Raw genomic sequence first — 17,091 nt, forward strand, 5'->3', positions numbered from 1 at the left:
TTACATCTCCAAAACTGTTTGATAGGCTTCGACCAATTGATAAGCCACTAAGTCAATCGAACGACTTTCAGCGACCTTGTAGCCTGCCTCCCGCTTGTCTACTTGTCCGTTCAAGACCTTGTTCAAGGAATCCACAAATTCGTCTACATTATGGCACAATTCAGATGACGTCTCGTCAATCCAGCCATTATATACGGGAATATCCCGCAAGACCGTGTGCTGATGACTGGCCAAGGCTTCCAAAACAACGATTCCTTCTGTTTCTTCATAAGATGGGAAGAAGAAAGCATCTGAACCCGTCATGGCCCCTTGGAAGACTGCTCCCTTGAAGTAGCCAGGGAATTCCACATTACTAGGATGATCCTTTTCCACGATACGACGAATCTTACGCGGAATGATCCATTTGTTGATAGAACCTAGCCAAATAAAGCGAACATCCGGCATGCGACGGGCCACTTCTACGAAATCTTCAATCCCTTTGCGTTTAAAATAAAGCCCTGCACAGATGACAACCTTTTGGCCTTCTTGGATATTAAAATGCTTGCGAAAGACTTCTTCTTTTTTCGGATCCTTCTTGTATTTTTCCAAATCAATCCCATTGGAAACCGCGATAATCGGTGTGGTCACCCCATAAGACTGAATCAGGTGTTTGGAATACTCAGATGGCGTGATCACATAGTCTGCCTTTTGGTACATGTGAGCCAAATACTTACCAAACAAGGGCGCAAAAAAGTTAGACCCGATAAAGGAATTTTCAAAATCCTCACGGGTTGAATGGCCATGCATGATGACTTTCTTTCCACGACGCTTTGCTGCATGGAGCAAAAGGAAACTCCGTGGGCCATAGGTATTGATATGCACCACATCATAATCTCCTAAAATATCTGTCGTATACGGAATCCCAGCCAAATCAAGCGCATGCATTTGATGCTGCAAGGCTCGACCAATTCCTGATTTTTGTAATACGGATTTTCCTTCTAAATACAGTAAAACTTTCATACCTTCTATTATACCGAAATAAAGAGTGCCCAGCAAGTCTCTACCTGTTTGCAGTATAAAAAAGAGGCTAGAACAGTTCTGTTCTAACCTCTCAGACTAGTAGACACGTCTTCCCAAGTCGAGACTCTAGTCTACTAATCCTTATTTTTTGGTCGTTCCACGTTGGTTGATCGTATGAGACAACAGTACTTCGCGTTCTTCCAACTCTTCTTTGTGCATGATCTTGGTCAACATACGCATACTAATCGCACCAAGGTCATACAAGGGTTGGCCAATCGTTGATAGATTTGGACGCGTGTAACGTGTTACTTGTGAATCATCACTAGTAATGATTTCAAAGTCTTCTGGTACTTTGATACCGTGATCAGACAAGCCATTCAAGAGACCTGCAGCCAATTCATCACCTGTCACAAAAGCAGCTGTTGCTTTTGACGCAATGATGCGTTCTGCCAAGTTGTAACCTTCATCATAACGGTATTTCGATTCAAAGACAAGTCCTTCGCTGTAGCTCAATTTTTTCGTTTTCAAAGCTTCTTTATAGCCAGCCAAACGGATTTTTCCATTGATATCATCCACCAATGGGCCACTTACAAAAGCAATCTTCTTATTGTGTTTTGCCAATTGTGCAACAGCATCAACAGTCGCTTGCTTGTAGTCGATATTGACACTTGGTAATTGGTGTTCTACATCGACTGTCCCAGCAAGGACGACTGGCGTCCGAGAGCGTGAAAACTCTGAGCGAATCTTTTCTGTCAAGTGATAGCCCATGAAAATGATTCCATCCACTTGTTTTGAAAAGAGGTTGTTTACTACTGAAACTTCTTTGTCATCGTCTTCATCGCTATTTGCAAGGACGATGTTGTACTTGTACATTTCCGCAATGTCATCAATCCCTTTAGCCAAGGTAGAGAAATAGCTGTTGGTAATGTTTGGAATCACAACACCGACCGTTGTGGTTTTCTTGCTGGCAAGACCACGCGCAACAGCATTTGGACGGTAATCCAAGCGTTCGATCACTTCCAAAACTTTTTTACGTGTATTTTCTTTAACGTTCTTATTTCCATTCACTACACGACTAACGGTTGCCATTGAAACCCCTGCTTCACGGGCGACATCATAAATCGTTACTGTATCGTCTGTATTCATAAGATTTCCTTTCATTGTTGAAAATTTCGTTTTCATTCTCTAATTAATCCTATTTTATCATGGATTGTAAACACTTTCAAGTATTTTGGTAAAATTTTGTAAACTCTTGCTTTTTTAGGGAAAATTTGACAAAATAGATCCATAGAAAGAAGGTAGCATTATGTCTAAATTAGATCAAATCGTCGATTTTCTTGAAACTGAAAAAACAGATGTCGCTGTTGTATCCGATCCTGTCACCATCAATTACCTGACTGGATTTTACAGTGATCCCCACGAACGTCAGCTCTTCTTGTTCGTTTACACAGACCACGAACCCCTTCTCTTCGTTCCTGCACTTGAAGTGGAACGGGCAACTGCAGTTGTCGATTTCCAAGTGGTTGGCTATGTGGATTCTGAAAACCCTTGGGAAAAGATTAAAGGGGCTATCGCTAAACCAGATGCCAAAACTGTTGCACTTGAATATGATAACTTGATTCTGACCAAGTACAATGGTTTGCGCACTGTCTTTGAAAAAGCGGAATTTACTAACTTAACACCACGGATTAACCGCATGCGCTTGATCAAATCTGCTGATGAGATCCAAAAGATGTTGGTTGCCGGTCAATACGCAGATAAGGCTGTCAATATGGGTTTTGACGCCATCTCACTGGATAAAACAGAAACCGATATCGTGGCAGAAATCGACTTTGGCATCAAACGCTTGGGCTATGAAATGAGCTTTGAAACTATGGTCTTGACGGGGAATAATGCAGCTAACCCACACGGAATTCCTGGAAGCAATAAAGTCGAAAACAATGCTCTCTTGCTCTTTGACCTTGGCTGTATGGTGAATGGTTATGCGTCAGATATGACTCGTACTGTTGCAGTTGGAAAACCTGATGATTTCAAAAAAGAAATCTACCACTTGACTTTAGAAGCTCAACAAGCAGCCATTGACATGATCAAACCAGGTGTAACAGCACATGACGTAGACCGTGCTGCACGGAGCGTCATTGAAAAAGCTGGTTATGGTGAGTACTTCAACCACCGCCTCGGACACGGGATCGGAATGGACGTGCATGAATTCCCTTCTATTATGGAAGGAAATGACATGGTACTTGAAGAAGGCATGTGCTTCTCAGTCGAACCAGGAATCTATATTCCAGGTAAAGTCGGTGTCCGTATCGAAGATTGTGGGTACGTAACAAAAGACGGATTTGGACTCTTCACAGAAACCAGCAAAGACTTACTTTACTTTGACTAATCCTTTAGTCGTTTCAATATATAACAAACATCTTGTTTCGTTAATAACTATAAAAAATGAGGCTGGGACAAAAGTCCTAGCCTCTTAATTATCTTTGGATTGTCGAGCAAGGCGCAGTAGTTGAGTGGGCCCTACTACGCTGATTTCATCAGCTTTTACAGCCCTACTCAACTGTGCGGAGGTGGGACGACGAAATCGAATTCTAACGAATTACCGATTTCTGTCCCACTCTCATTTTTCTTATGAAACCGATTCGAGTTTCATTCTTTTCTGCGTATCTTCTACGACGTCTTTTAAAGTGGTTTGGGACATTTCTTTTTCCATAGCAGTCTGAATGTCCTCAAGCTTTCCATCTAAAACATTATGGATATTGTGACCTATTGGGCAATTTGGATTGGGTTTTTCATGGAAACCAAATAATTGGCCTGTCGAACCTAAGCATTCGACAGCTTGATAGATATCCAGCAGACTGATCTCATCGGCTGCTTTAGCGAGTTCAGCTCCTCCTGTCCCACGCGCTACATGGATCAATCCAGCTTTTTTCAACTGAGACAAGGTCTTTCGAATAATAACAGGATTCACACCAACACTTCCTGCCAAAAAATCACTGGTTACTTTTGTTTTTTCTCCTTGTAGAGCAATCATGATCAAGACATGAGTCCCAATGGTAAAGCGACTCGAAATTTGCATGTTTTTACTCCTTTCTGCCTGTTCTGAAAGTGGCATCCATTGGACGATTGTCAACAGATGACTCTTACTACCCTTATTATACTAGTTTTTGTTGTAATGTCAACAGTTACACTATTGGAAAAAGTCCTCTAACCAAGCATCGATTTCTCGATCATGACCTTCTCTCTGCTCAATCTCATGAAGTAGCTCATGATTGTGGGTATGATGAATGCCATTGACCAAACTTTCATAATACACTTGATAATAAGGAAGATGGAGGTCTTTAGCAAGTTGGAGTTCTTTTTGCACATCATAATCCACCCGTTTAAAATCGATATCTTTTAGCCCCGTTTGATCAAATTCAAGAATAGCATACATGGCCCGAAGATCCTTGCGAAGATTCTTTTCCAAAAAGAAAGGTTGACCGATCGACCCAGGATTGATGATCAGTTCTCCTCCTGTCCCGTAGCGAAAAAACTGCTGGTGAATGTGTCCGTAGACTGCAATATCACAAGACGGGTTTGTCACCAAGCGATCAAAATCCTTCTGCTCACCAATGTGGATCAATTCCCGACCCCAATTCTTATCGGGTAAGTGGTGGGTAATGCCGATCTTTAAACCGGCGATTTCTCTATGGACCTGCATGGGCATTTCCTGCATAGCTTCAATTTCCTGGGGCGTGATTTCTTCAAGAATATATTGACACTGGCGCATGAGGTAGCGATGACTGGGTCTGGTCTCATCCAACATCCCCCTCATAGCCCGCCAAAGACTATCTTCCCAGTTTCCAAGGACTTTGACCGTAATCGGTAGCTCCTCTAACAGCTCCAAGAGGACCCGTCTCCCTGTCCCCGGCATCAAACTATCTCCCAAGAGCCAATATTCATCCACCTTGGCTTTTCGACTATCCTCTAGGACAGCTTCCAATGCTGTCGTATTTCCATGAATATCTGAAAGTAAAGCAATTTTAGTCATGATCTTCTCCTTCTCTCCATTATAACAAAGAGAAGAAAAACTTCCACCCAAAGGTGAAAGTTTTATGAACATTCCATGCTACTAGAAATGAAAACTCAGGCTAGAAGCGGACGCTTCGTCGTTGGATTTATCTTTTTCCAAAGAGTTGCTTAACGGCTTTGTATCTTAGTCTACTGATTTGAGGGCTTCGAGCATGTCTACTTTTCGAAGATAATGGTCAACATAAATTCCTAACAGGATCAAGAGAAGGATCATTCCTCCGACAGGGAAGAGGAAAACGCCAAGTCCCACTTTAGGGTAAAAGAGAATGGCATCTGGTGCAATCATAGCAATGAGGAATTGATGAAGATAATAACCACCAACTAATCCCAAAAGGATCCCTATGATAGACAATAAGATGGTTTCGCGGTAAATATAGAGCGTCACTTCCTTATTATGGAATCCTAAGACCTTAATGGTCGATAATTCCCGGATCCGCTCTGCCACATTGATATTGGTTAAATTATACAAGATCACGATGGCTAGCAAGATCGATACGACTACTAGAATCATCATAGTGGTGTCCAAAGATTTGGCAACTGAGTTAAAGAGGGAAATCATCGAAGCATTCTGACTAACCGCCTTCACAGCTACAAGTGCCATCATATCCCGACTAACAGCCTGCACTTGTCGTGTAGAAGGATTTTTCAACTGCACCAAATAGCTATTTGCTGAAGTCCGCTTTCCGTAGATTTTTTGGTAACTTGCCTGATCCATATAGACAAAATGGCCGACATAATTTTCAGTGATTCCCGCCACCTTAAAAGTGTGACCATCTAAGGTCAGTCGATTGCCAACTGTAACCTGGGCTAGTTGTGCTAGCTTACTACTGATGATGACCCCTTTCTTGAGAGACAAGGACTCTTCCTGCTTGAGAGAACGCAAGCTGACAAAGGGAGAAAAATCTGTACGATCCGTTACCATCATCGTAATGGTCTGCTTGTCGCGTCCACCCTTTAAAGATGCTTCGATGACCTTACTATAGATCGGTCGATAATCTTTGATATCTGATTTTCCCAGACGATTGGTTAGTTCCTTGCTTTCTTGGCTTGATGCATTCGTTTTTTCAGCTACAATCAACTCATATGATAGGATCTCTTGAAATTGGCGTTTGGGAACCCCTCCTACAGAAGATTGAATCCCTAGCCCTGCGAAGAGAAGAGCAACAGAACCTGCCACTCCAAATATGGTCATCAGCATCCGTTGTTTGTAACGAAAGAGATTACGAGCAGTGACCTTGTGGGTGAAACTCAGACGCTTCCAAATAAACTGGAGACGCTCCAGGAAAATCTTCGAACCAGATACCGGTGGTTTGGGCAGTAATAAAAGATTGGCTTCTTCTTTTAATTCCTTACGCGAAACCCAGTAAGCCGGAAGCACACTCGCAACGAAAGACAGTCCGAGCGCAATCAGAGTCATATCTCCATAAAAATACTCTCTGCTCTCTCCTATAACCATCCCTTGCGTAATAATGTTGGAGATGATTCCCGATAGGAAATAATGCCCCAACAAGCTTCCTAGAAGGGTTCCAATCGTACCAGCAAAGAATCCATAGAGGACAAATTTGAGAATGATGTCCTTGGTTCGATAGCCCAACGCCTTAAAAACGCCTGCATTGGTCCGCTCTTCATCGACAAAGCGCGTCATCGTGGTGAAGGTCACCATGGCTGCTACCAGATAAAGAACGACCGGAAAAATATTTCCGACAGCAGAGATACTGCTACTAGCATTGCTATACATCAGGTAACCTTGTCCGCCTGGCATGGTCTTGCGGTCATAGACATGATAAGTTGGAATTTCCAGCTGATCTCGCTCGGTTTGAGCTTTTTTTAGCTCCTCCTCTTTTTTTGCAAGCTCCGTTTCACCTTCGGTCCAGTTCTTCTTTTTCTGATCCAGTTGTTCTTTAGCTTGATGGATTTTTTCTTGACTGGCTACTCGCTCTTTAGCTGGCAGAAATGGAGCTAGTTTACTGAGTTGCGTCTCCTGCAAGTCTAATTGCTTTTGAGCCTGATCGATCTGATTCTTGGCTGACTGGAGTGTTTCCTTGGCACGACTGAGTTCTTTCTGGCCTTTTTGGATCTGCCCATCCGCCTCCTTCTTGAGTCTTTGATAGCGAGCCTTTCCATTGTCTTTCAGAAGTTTTTCTAACTCTTCTTGGTGTTCTTCTAGCCGTTTTTGGTAGGCCTGCGAAAAAGAATCAAAAGATCCCAGATCATCAAACTGGATACGCGCCATCACAGGGAGTTTGCTAGTGAAGACTTCTTTTGAAACCAGAGCATAGGCATCTAGATTCCCACTGCCACTCATGGCAGTGCCTAAATTCTTTTGAGACCATATCTCAGAGGATTGAACAAAGCCAACAATGGTGAATTGCTTTCGCTTTAAACTAGAGCGAGTTCCCACCTTTTCTTCAAGTGTGAGGGTATCCCCTAATCGATAACGATCCTCCCAAAAACTCGCTAGGGCCAGTTCCCCTTCTTTTTGGGGCAGACGCCCCTTGGTCACATGAAAAGAAGAGAGACTCTTTGGGGGAGAAAAAAGTCGAATTGCCTTTCCTGTTCCTTTCACCGTCAGATCCAGCAGTGAACCAAATTCGACACGCGCCCCTTTGAGTCCTAAAAGCTCTTCTTGATCTGCCTGGTCTAATCCCAAGTCCCCCATGACGGCAAGATCCAGCATCTTTTGTTGTTGAATAAACTGATTAGCTGTTCGGTGCATATTTGGGGTGGTCACCTTTAAGCCAACCAAGGCCAAGCTTCCCAACAACATCAAAGTTAAGATGGAGAGAAAACGTCCTTTTGAATGTGTAAAAGAACCAAATAGATCCTTCCAATAGACTTTTCGTTTCATGCTAGCACCTCTTCTAATACTCTAGTGTAGCAATATCTTGAGGAAGCTCATTGATTTCTACCGACTTGACCTTGGCATCATGCATGCGAATCACACGGTCTGCAATCGGGGCTAAAGCAGCATTATGGGTTACGATGATGACCGTCGCTCCTTTTTTTCGAGACATATCCTGTAAAATCCCCAACACTTGCTTACCTGTCTGGTAGTCTAAGGCTCCTGTAGGCTCATCGCAAAGGAGAATTTTAGGGTTTTTCGCCACTGCCCGAGCAATCGCCACCCGTTGTTGCTCTCCACCTGACAATTGGGCAGGAAAATTATCAAGACGATTGCCAAGTCCTACTTCTCTTAAAACGGCTTCCGGATCCAAGGCATCAGAGACGATTTCTGAAGCCAATTCGACATTTTCCTTGGCTGTCAGATTGGCTACTAAATTATAAAATTGAAAGACAAAGCCAACGTCATCTCGTCGATAATCCGTTCGTTGATGGGAATTGAGCTTAGAAATATCCACCCCATCAATCAGGACCTGCCCTTCGTCATTCGTGTCCATCCCTCCTAAGATATTGAGAACCGTTGATTTTCCAGCTCCTGACGCCCCTAAAATAATGACCAATTCGCCTTTTTCAATCTCAAAAGAAACATCCTGATTAGCGAGAATCTCCGTTTCTCCACTAGTGTATCGCTTGTAACAGTGCTGCATTTCGATGTAGGCCATTTTCTCTCTCCTCCCTCCTATTTCCTATCTATATTATAGTCCTTTTCGAATAGATTACAAAGAAATCGAGGCATCACCAATAGTGATTCTTCCTCATTATCATGAACTATCATAAATTTTATGCTATAATGGAGACAAATTGATTTATTCTTAGAAAGAAGGCTCATCGTGAGTTTACAACAGTTTGAAAGGAAATCACTTCAAGAAATCAACCAGTCTATTGACGTGCCAAAAGGCATCCCCTTTTGGAAGACTCTTCTACTCTTTTCAGGACCAGGAAGTCTGGTAGCTGTCGGCTATATGGATCCGGGAAACTGGATTACCAGTGTGGTCGGAGGGGCACAATACCGCTACCTCCTCTTATCAGTGGTTCTTCTCTCGTCTTTGATCGCCATGCAGTTGCAACAAATGGCTGGGAAATTAGGGATTGTCCATCGTAAGGACCTGGCCCAAACAACCGCCCATCACTTGCCAAAATGGCTTCGCTATACCCTTTGGATTGTGATCGAGCTTGCCCTGATGGCGACAGATTTAGCAGAAGTCATCGGATCAGGGATTGCCCTCCACCTTCTTTTTGGCTGGCCCTTGCTCTTTTCCATTCTGATTACTATCTTTGATGTCTTCCTATTACTGGGGCTCATGCATCTAGGATTTCGAAAGATCGAGGCCATTGTTTCAACCTTGATCCTCACGATCCTTGCAATTTTTGGCTATCTGGTATTCCTATCGAAACCAGATATCGGAGGAATCTTTGCTGGCTTCCTGCCTCAAAAAGAGGTGCTAGGAATTGGACTTCCAAAAGGAAATGAGGCCTTGACCTTGGCGCTTGGAATCATCGGGGCAACCGTAATGCCCCACAACCTCTATCTCCACTCTTCCATTTCGCAAACGCGAAAGGTGGACTACAAAGATCCAGCAGATATCAAACGGGCAGTGCGCTTTATGACCTGGGATTCAAATATTGAATTGAGTTTGGCCTTCGTCGTCAACTCCCTCCTCTTGATTCTTGGAGCAGCCCTCTTCTTTGGTCACGGAGATAAGATCGGTGCTTTCTCTAGCATGTATAATGCCCTCAAAGATAATCATATTGCCGGTGCTATCGCTAGTCCCTTCTTGTCCACCCTCTTTGCCATCGCTTTGTTAGCCAGTGGTCAAAATTCAACCATTACTGGGACCCTAACCGGTCAAATCGTTATGGAAGGTTTCTTGAGATTCCGCCTGCCACAATGGGTCGTTCGTCTCATGACTCGGATCATTGCCCTTCTTCCTGTCATCATCGTTGCGATCTTATTTGGAGATCAGGAACATGTCCTCGACGACCTTCTAGTCTACTCTCAAGTCTTCCTATCAGCGGCTCTTCCATTCTCCATCTTCCCTCTGGTTTATTTCACCTCCAACAAGGAAATCATGGGAGAACATGTTAATGCGAAATGGAATACTTTCTTAGGCTATCTCGTTGCGATTGTCTTAACTATCTTAAATTTCAATTTGATCGTGACAACTTTTATCAAATAAAGAGAGAGTGGGACAGAAATCGGTAATTCGTTAGAATTCGATTTCGTCGTCCCACCTCCGCACAGTTGAGTAGGGCTGTAAAAGCTGATGAAATCAGTGTAGTAGAGCCCACTCAACCACTGCGTCTTACTCGACAATCCAAAAATAATTGAGAGGCTAGGACTTGTGTCCCAGCCTCTTTTGGTTTATTACACTCCCTTTTCCATCTTGCTCCTCCATTTCCTAAAAATTTCCTGACCATTTTTTTAGGAGGGAATTATTTTAAATCACTAATTGTTGTGAGATTTTCACAAAATCTTGTCAGTGCCCGTCATTCATAAACTTGTAAAATTTTTGTACACTTTACGTTATCTGTACAAAAATTAGAATTGTTGTCTAATTTATTCTTTTGGAGTATAATGCTCTTTGTTAGTGTCGTAAAATTATTTAACATATAAATTATTTTAACGTCAAATAAATAGAAACAGATTGATACAACTACAGAAAGGAACATATGGTACGCCAAAGACAAACAACAACCAAGTCAGACTTACGAAATGCGCTCTCAAAACTCCTCTTGCAACAACCTTTTGAAAGCATCACTATTCGACAATTAACTGAAACCGCTGGGATTAACCGCGGGACCTTCTACTTGCACTATGTCGATAAATACGACATGTTTGAGCAAATGAAAATGGACATGATGCAAGAATTGGATAGCCTCTTCGTTGAAGGAAGCCCTGTCAAGGTGAACTTTCTCAATGTCTTGACTGCTATTAAAGAGAATTATGATTTTATTTATGCATTGTCCCAATCCTGCTGCTCAGACTTCCGTAAACTAGTAAGAAGTTTTACCCTCCATGCACTAGACGATACTCCCCATGCGAAAGAACACATCATTTCAGACTTTCAAGTTCCATACAAGTATGGTCTAGAAATTTTCATCGCTACCATCGAATCTGTGATTGTGACCTGGTTAGAATCCGGTGCCAAGGAAGAGCCAATCGAAATCGGGACGATCATTCTTAGCGTCTGCGACTTTGCTAGCTGGAACTAAATCCCCCAACCTTTTCCTAGCTTTATGGAGAAGGTTTTTCTTTTTGGCAAATGAACAACATTCAGATCACCTTGTTCAACTTGTTTGTAGAAAGCAAAAAGCAGGATGCTAGGATCCTGCTTTTAGAATGTAGACAAATTACTTTAAAGTAAAATAAGTTAAGCGATTTTGCAAAAAAAATAAAAATGAGTTCCAATTTTTAAATCGATTCAAGAAAATATCGAAACTTTCCGCTGTGAGAAAAGTGCCTGAAACAATAACGTTTCAGGCACTCGGGAGTTTTGAGACCCTAGGCTCAAAACTAAGTCTTGGAACTTCGAAGAAGTTCGCTGACGTCCGTACTCACCTAAGGAAAGTTTTTTATATGACTTTGTCTTCAATATGAAGGCAGGATCTTAACATCCTGCTTTTTCTTTATTTTTTCTTTGCCAACATGGTTGCAAATCGAAGTTGAATCCGATGGCCATTCTCATCTCGACGATGGAGATGGCCTGGATTTTCATTGTACTTGACCAATTCCCAATCCTTGTAATACTCCGCCAATTCTCCTTCTTTAAAGGTAAACGAGAAGGGCATATGGCAAGGATAATCTTCCGTATCCATGGCACAGACAATGAGATTGTAGCCCCCTGGATTGGTATGCTCTTGCATATTGCGGATAATCGCTGGAATCCGATCAGCCTCTAAAAACATGAGGACCACAGTCGATACGATGAAGTCATAGTTTTGGGTAAGAGCTGCAGCATTGATATCATAGAGTCCCACTGGCATCTCTAGATCTTCCTCAGCGACAATACTTTGTAAGATCTCAAGTGCCAGCTCATTTTGATCCACTGCTGTCACGTCAAAGCCATGTTGGGCCAAAAAGAGGGCGTTGCGGCCTTGCCCGCATCCTAAATCCAGTGCCTTTCCAGCTGGGACAATTCCCACTGCTTCTAGCACTTCTGAATGGACAGGATTGGTGTTGTATTTTTTGGGGAAATAATCTTTTGGCTCACAGTAAAATTCCAAGTACCACTCCACATCATCAGTCGCCGCTTCGACACGGTGCCAGGCCTGGGGCTCAGCCATGGGGTTCTCTGCTCCTGCTTCAAATAGGTGGCTCGCGATTTCTTCCCCCTCTTCGGTCAATTCAATAAATCGTAACTGACCTTTTAAAACTGTAATCTTCCCCCAGGTTCCTACCTTGGTATTGTGCTTTCTTTGAAGAGCTTCTGGCATGCTATCCTTAGTCCAGATAGGCATGCGTTTGTAGGCGATCAATTTTTGTGTCATGCTGCTTCTCCTTTTTCTTTCACTACCCTTATCATACAGAAAAAAGCCCCTTTTTACAAGTTGGAAAAAGGAGAGCCCATCTCCAAGAAAAAAGACAGATCTGAAACAAGTTTCAAAACTGTCTTTTTCTTTAACGTGTATTGTATTGTTTCATGACCCGTGCGATGTCCCGGTTTTGTTCCCGACGCTTGATGGATTCACGCTTGTCATAATCATGTTTCCCTTTAGCGAGCCCCAAAAGCAATTTGGCATAGCCGTCCTTGAGATAGACCTTCAAAGGCACCAAGGTCATTCCGGTCCCTTTGGTGTCTTGGTCCAGCTTTTGGATTTGCTTTTTATGAAGAAGGAGCTTGCGACGACGGTCTGGATCTTGGTTCCAGATATTGCCTTCCTCGTAAGGGGCAATGTGGACATTGCTAAGCCAAACTTCGCCATTTTTTACTTGTGCAAAGCCATCTTTCAAGTTAATGCGTGCTGCACGGACACTTTTGATCTCTGTCCCCGTCAGCACCATCCCTGCTTCAATCGTATCCACGATGGTGTAGTCATGTCTCGCCTTTTTATTTTGCGCGACTACCTTTCCTTCGCCCTTTGCCATGTTTGGCTCCTTTCTTTGCTACTTCCTTGTAAAATGGTTTCTTCCCTTTTTTCTTTTTGGATTTAGAAGAATCTTTCCGTTTGTCATCTCTTCTAACGGTTGAACCCTTAGAAACTTTTTTGTCTTTGCGTCTGCGATCCCTGCGATTGCCATCTCGGTCACGTCCTTTGGCCTTGAGGCCTTTTTCGACGATATCCCATTCACTTGGAATATAAGAGAAATCAATCTCTCCGGTCATCTTGTCAGCTCTTTCGACCTTGATCCGGATTTGCTGACCAACACGGAAAGTCACTCCCGATTTCTCCCCACGAAGGGTTAGATCTCGTTCGTTAAAATGGTAGTATTCAGGAAGATTGGTAATATGGATCAACCCTTCGACCGTATTTGGCAACTCCACAAAGAGGCCAAATTTCACTACACTGGAAACCACAGCATCGTACTCTTCCCCAACATAGTCTTCCATATATTCGGCCTTCTTCATGGCTTCTACTTCACGCTCTGCGTCAATAGCCCGGCGCTCTCGACTAGAGGATTGGCTGGCAATGTCTGGAAGGACTTGTTCAAAGTGTTCTGCCAATTCTTGGGATTTACCGTATTCGCGCACCATTCGATGAACCATCAGGTCCGGATACCGGCGGATAGGACTAGTAAAATGGGTATAATACTCCGCAGCAAGCCCATAGTGGCCATGGTTGTGCTCTGAATAGCGGGCCTGTTGCATCGAGCGCAACAACATCATCGAAAGGACATCCGCATAAGGTTCTCCTTCAACCTTGCGCATAATTTCTTGCAGGGCTTCTTGGCTCATGTCACTAGCCGTTCCATAGATCTGGATCCCAAAGCTAGAAGCATAGTCAATAAACTTCTGTACTTTTTCTGCCTTTGGATCTTCGTGGATCCGGTAGATGAACGGCAGTTTCATTCGCGTAAAGTGTTCCGCTACCGTTTCATTGGCAATCAACATAAAGGACTCAATCATCCGTTCCGCAATTCCTCTTTGACGGAGGACAATGTCGACCGGTTTTCCTTCTTTATTGACTAGGATTTTAGCCTCATTGGTATCAAAATTGAGGGCTCCTCGGCGAATCCGCATGCTTTCTAGAATACCATGCAGGGTGGCCATTTGATGAATACTTGGGACAATTTTCTTAAACTCTTGAGCCTTTTCTTCGTCGCCTGCTAAGATATCATTGACGTCACTATAGGTCATTCGGAAAGTCGTATTGATGACGGTTTGGGTAATGGTGTGCTTGACGACCTTTCCATGGGGATCAATCTCCATGATGGCAGACTGGGTCAGGCGGTCCACATTCGGATTTAAAGAACAGATCCCATTGGACAAGCGTTCTGGAAGCATGGGTACTACTCGGTCGGTCACATAGACAGAAGTTGCACGATTTAGAGCTTCCTTATCAAGTGCTGAGCCTTCTGTAACGTAATAAGAGACATCTGCGATGTGAACCCCCAGCTCAAAATTGCCGTTCTTGAGTGGCTTGATATGGACCGCATCGTCCAAGTCTTTGGCATCCGCTCCGTCGATCGTAAAGGTAATCTCCTCTCGCAGATCCAACCGCCCCTCTAAATCCTTTGCAGACGGTGCATCTGGAATCTGCTCAGCCTCTTTCAGCACTTCTTCTGGAAATTCTGAGACGATATCCATGGATTCTAGCACTTCCAAGACATCGATTCCAGGATCTGTCACATGACCGACCACATCCCGCACAGTTGCCACAAAATAATTGTGCTTGCGGCTCGGGTATTGATCAATTTCGACCTTGAGGATTTCGGTACCTTCCAATTGGATGGCTGGCTTCTTCACATAGATCAGCTGGCTGATTTTTTGATTTTTCGAACGAATGTAGCCGGCATATTTGGGCTTTTCCTCATCCAGAACAATTTGTCCAACAACCGTTTTGACGCTATGATCCAAGACATCAATAATCTTAGCTTCTGCTGCCGTTCCTTTGTTTCGGTCTGCTACCTTGGTAATGACGATCTCAACAGTATCCCCATCGATGGCGTGGTTGACATCATTTCGACCAACAAAGAGGTCCTCTTCTTCGCCTTCTAAACTGACAAAGCCAAAGCCATTTTTATGGGCATGAAAGATCCCCTTGAGGGTAATGGCTGGGGCCTTCTTTTGAGCCAAACGAAGAGAGCCATCATCCTCGAATTTCAACTCATGACGGCGTTCCATCAGAGAGATGGTTTTGACCAAGTCACGAAAATCCTTAGATCCTTCTTTTCCTAGAGCTGCTGCCAGATCATTGATCTGGGCTTTGTCATGCTCTTGTAAATATTCTTTAATACTTGTTTTCATGAATGTATTTGCTGGTTATCCAGCCTCCTTTTTTCTATCTAAATGTGTCTTTGTTTTGCAAAATAAAAATAGGCAAAGACATTGTCTGAGCCTATCTTATCTACTAGAAAGTACCATTAAGATCATCGCGATTAATAACCAAAAGAAGATCATAATAGCTGTTAAACGCTGCATCACGGCTTCAAACCCGCGCGCTTTTGAACGTTCAAACAAGTCATTTGAGCTTGCGTCAAAGACGTTGCTCGATTGGTTTTTAGTTGGTTGCATAAAAATTGCGATAATAATCAATACTGATAATACTAGTAAAATAGTTGTTAATGCTCCGCTCATATTCAAAACTCCTTAAAATCCTCACTATTATACCATGAAAATCATTTTGATTCAATATGTAAGGTTACTTTTCTTTCCTTGGGACAATACTTCAAGACCTCGATCTTTTCGGGATGGGTTTTGGTATTTTTACTGGTCAAATAATTCTGACTCCCACAGCTGGTGCAGGTCAATTGAACTTTAATTCGCACGTACGTCTCTCACTTTCAAATACTTTCTAAATAAGAATAAGAGGAAAATCAAATCGGTAAAGGCCAAGAGGGCTGTGCCGTAAAAAACCCAATGATAGCCAAAATGCATGAAAATACTCGATCCCATCATTGGCCCTAACACGCCACCTAAGTAGTAAAAGAGCTGGTTGTAGCTAAAGATCCGAGAGATCCCTTCAGGAGGGGTTAAGCGATTTAACAAAGCAGAAACTCCTGGTAAAAGGGCACCAGTCCCAATCCCAAAAAGGAAGCGTAAGATTCCTAATTGCAGAGGCGTTTGCGCTTGGGCACAGAGAATATAAAGGCAACCACTATAGAGAAGGGCGATTAATAAAAGCCGGTGATTCCCGATTCGGTCTCCGAGTTTTCCCATCCAACCTGAAAAGAGCATACTAGAGACTCCCATAGCCGAAACAATCATCCCCGATACAAAAATCAAGTTATCTCTTTGCCCTAAAGCTCGCACATAAAGAGGCAGGATTGGAGAAATAGATTGGGCGATCATTTGAATGGTCATACTGGTCAAAAAGAGGCCTAAGAGAATATCCTTTTGCTGAATGGACATGAGCAACTGCCAACTGGATTTTTGTTCTTCTTTTGGAATGGGCTCATAGTCTTCCTCGATGCCCCAAAAGGTTAAAAGGGACACTAGAAATAAGAAAAAACCAACCAAAAGAAAGACATTGCGCATTCCCAGATTTTCAGCAATGAGTCCCCCAATCAAAGGCCCCATCAAGGTTCCAGCTACGACACCGGTCGACAAAGTCCCCAGGGCATAGCCTGATTGGTCCTTTGATACTTGACTGGCAATCAAGGCTGTACTATTTGGGACAAAACCTGAAAAGACACCGTTGAGAAAGCGTAAAACCAAGAGCCAAAAGACGGATGGCACAAAGGCGATCCCTCCCATGGTTAGGGTCATAGCAATAGAAGCCCTGAGCATCATGGGTTTTCGACCATAGCGGTCGGCTAGGCTCCCCCAGATAGGAGACATGATCGCAGAGGTAACAGAAGAACTCGCGACGGCAATCCCAGCATAAAAAGGAACAGCCTTGCCCGTAACGCCCAACTCTTCTACAAATAGGGCCATAAACGGCACAACTAACGAAAGGCTAGCTCCGATGAAAAAGCACCCGATCCAGGCAATATATAGATTTTTACGCCAATTGATT

General features: G+C 43.3%; 15 protein-coding genes. 3 read left to right on the forward strand and 12 right to left on the reverse strand.

The features are described 5' to 3' along the window. Together O3626_RS03130 and ccpA are read right to left on the reverse strand one after the other, a co-directional pair. On the reverse strand, nt 1-999 hold the full coding sequence (locus tag O3626_RS03130) for a glycosyltransferase family 4 protein (protein WP_003008161.1): 999 nt from the start codon (nt 997-999) through the stop codon (nt 1-3). A gap of 141 nt (nt 1,000-1,140) precedes the next feature. Further along, entirely contained in the window at nt 1,141-2,145 is a 1,005-nt protein-coding gene (gene ccpA / locus O3626_RS03135; RefSeq protein ID WP_061591300.1) for a catabolite control protein A, read from the reverse strand. A 160-nt stretch (nt 2,146-2,305) separates the two neighbouring features. On the opposite strand from ccpA, the gene O3626_RS03140 reads away from it, so the two are divergent. Further along, nucleotides 2,306-3,388, forward strand: a complete 1,083-nt coding sequence (locus tag O3626_RS03140) for a Xaa-Pro peptidase family protein (protein ID WP_049473332.1) — start codon at nt 2,306-2,308, stop codon at nt 3,386-3,388. Between the two features lie 240 nt (nt 3,389-3,628). Here O3626_RS03140 and O3626_RS03145 read toward each other — a convergent pair whose 3' ends face one another. From O3626_RS03145 to O3626_RS03160, 4 genes are all read right to left on the reverse strand, one after another. After that, on the reverse strand, nt 3,629-4,078 hold the full coding sequence (locus tag O3626_RS03145; RefSeq protein ID WP_371495234.1) for an Rrf2 family transcriptional regulator: 450 nt from the start codon (nt 4,076-4,078) through the stop codon (nt 3,629-3,631). 111 nt (nt 4,079-4,189) lie between these two features. Next, nucleotides 4,190-5,032, reverse strand: coding sequence for a metallophosphoesterase (locus tag O3626_RS03150; protein ID WP_371495236.1), 843 nt, complete (start codon nt 5,030-5,032; stop codon nt 4,190-4,192). Between the two features lie 165 nt (nt 5,033-5,197). Then, on the reverse strand, nt 5,198-7,921 hold the full coding sequence (locus tag O3626_RS03155; protein WP_371495238.1) for an FtsX-like permease family protein: 2,724 nt from the start codon (nt 7,919-7,921) through the stop codon (nt 5,198-5,200). Nucleotides 7,922-7,934: 13 nt separating this feature from the next. Continuing rightward, on the reverse strand, nt 7,935-8,636 hold the full coding sequence (locus tag O3626_RS03160; protein WP_247913951.1) for an ABC transporter ATP-binding protein: 702 nt from the start codon (nt 8,634-8,636) through the stop codon (nt 7,935-7,937). A gap of 168 nt (nt 8,637-8,804) precedes the next feature. Here O3626_RS03160 and O3626_RS03165 point away from each other — a divergent pair, with 168 nt between their 5' ends. Together O3626_RS03165 and O3626_RS03170 are read left to right on the forward strand one after the other, a co-directional pair. Beyond that, nucleotides 8,805-10,151, forward strand: a complete 1,347-nt coding sequence (locus O3626_RS03165; RefSeq protein ID WP_003013089.1) for an Nramp family divalent metal transporter — start codon at nt 8,805-8,807, stop codon at nt 10,149-10,151. Between the two features lie 493 nt (nt 10,152-10,644). Beyond that, a complete protein-coding gene (locus tag O3626_RS03170; RefSeq protein ID WP_049483745.1) occupies nt 10,645-11,187 on the forward strand; it encodes a TetR/AcrR family transcriptional regulator in 543 nt (180 codons plus the stop codon). 414 nt (nt 11,188-11,601) lie between these two features. Here O3626_RS03170 and tehB read toward each other — a convergent pair whose 3' ends face one another. From tehB to O3626_RS03200, 6 genes are all read right to left on the reverse strand, one after another. Then, a complete protein-coding gene (gene tehB / locus O3626_RS03175) occupies nt 11,602-12,462 on the reverse strand; it encodes an SAM-dependent methyltransferase TehB (RefSeq protein ID WP_320909826.1) in 861 nt (286 codons plus the stop codon). 130 nt (nt 12,463-12,592) lie between these two features. Further along, a complete protein-coding gene (gene smpB / locus O3626_RS03180; RefSeq protein WP_003005443.1) occupies nt 12,593-13,060 on the reverse strand; it encodes an SsrA-binding protein SmpB in 468 nt (155 codons plus the stop codon). Further along, complete coding sequence (gene rnr, locus O3626_RS03185; protein ID WP_371495242.1) at nt 13,023-15,380, reverse strand: ribonuclease R; 2,358 nt, start codon at nt 15,378-15,380, stop codon at nt 13,023-13,025. The genes smpB and rnr overlap by 38 nt, the downstream gene beginning before the upstream one ends. A 96-nt stretch (nt 15,381-15,476) precedes the next feature. Next, nucleotides 15,477-15,710 carry a preprotein translocase subunit SecG gene (secG, locus tag O3626_RS03190; RefSeq protein ID WP_003008189.1) on the reverse strand — a complete coding sequence of 78 codons (234 nt, stop codon included), beginning with the start codon at nt 15,708-15,710 and terminating at the stop codon, nt 15,477-15,479. A gap of 41 nt (nt 15,711-15,751) precedes the next feature. Further along, complete coding sequence (rpmG, locus tag O3626_RS03195) at nt 15,752-15,901, reverse strand: 50S ribosomal protein L33 (RefSeq protein WP_003005699.1); 150 nt, start codon at nt 15,899-15,901, stop codon at nt 15,752-15,754. Beyond that, nucleotides 15,891-17,090 carry a multidrug efflux MFS transporter gene (locus O3626_RS03200; protein WP_223345280.1) on the reverse strand — a complete coding sequence of 400 codons (1,200 nt, stop codon included), beginning with the start codon at nt 17,088-17,090 and terminating at the stop codon, nt 15,891-15,893. Before O3626_RS03200 ends, rpmG begins: the two co-directional genes overlap by 11 nt. Nucleotide 17,091: the final 1 nt, after the last annotated feature.

The organism is Streptococcus sp. 20925_1_77 (genome assembly GCF_041432125.1).
In the GTDB taxonomy this organism is placed as follows: domain Bacteria; phylum Bacillota; class Bacilli; order Lactobacillales; family Streptococcaceae; genus Streptococcus.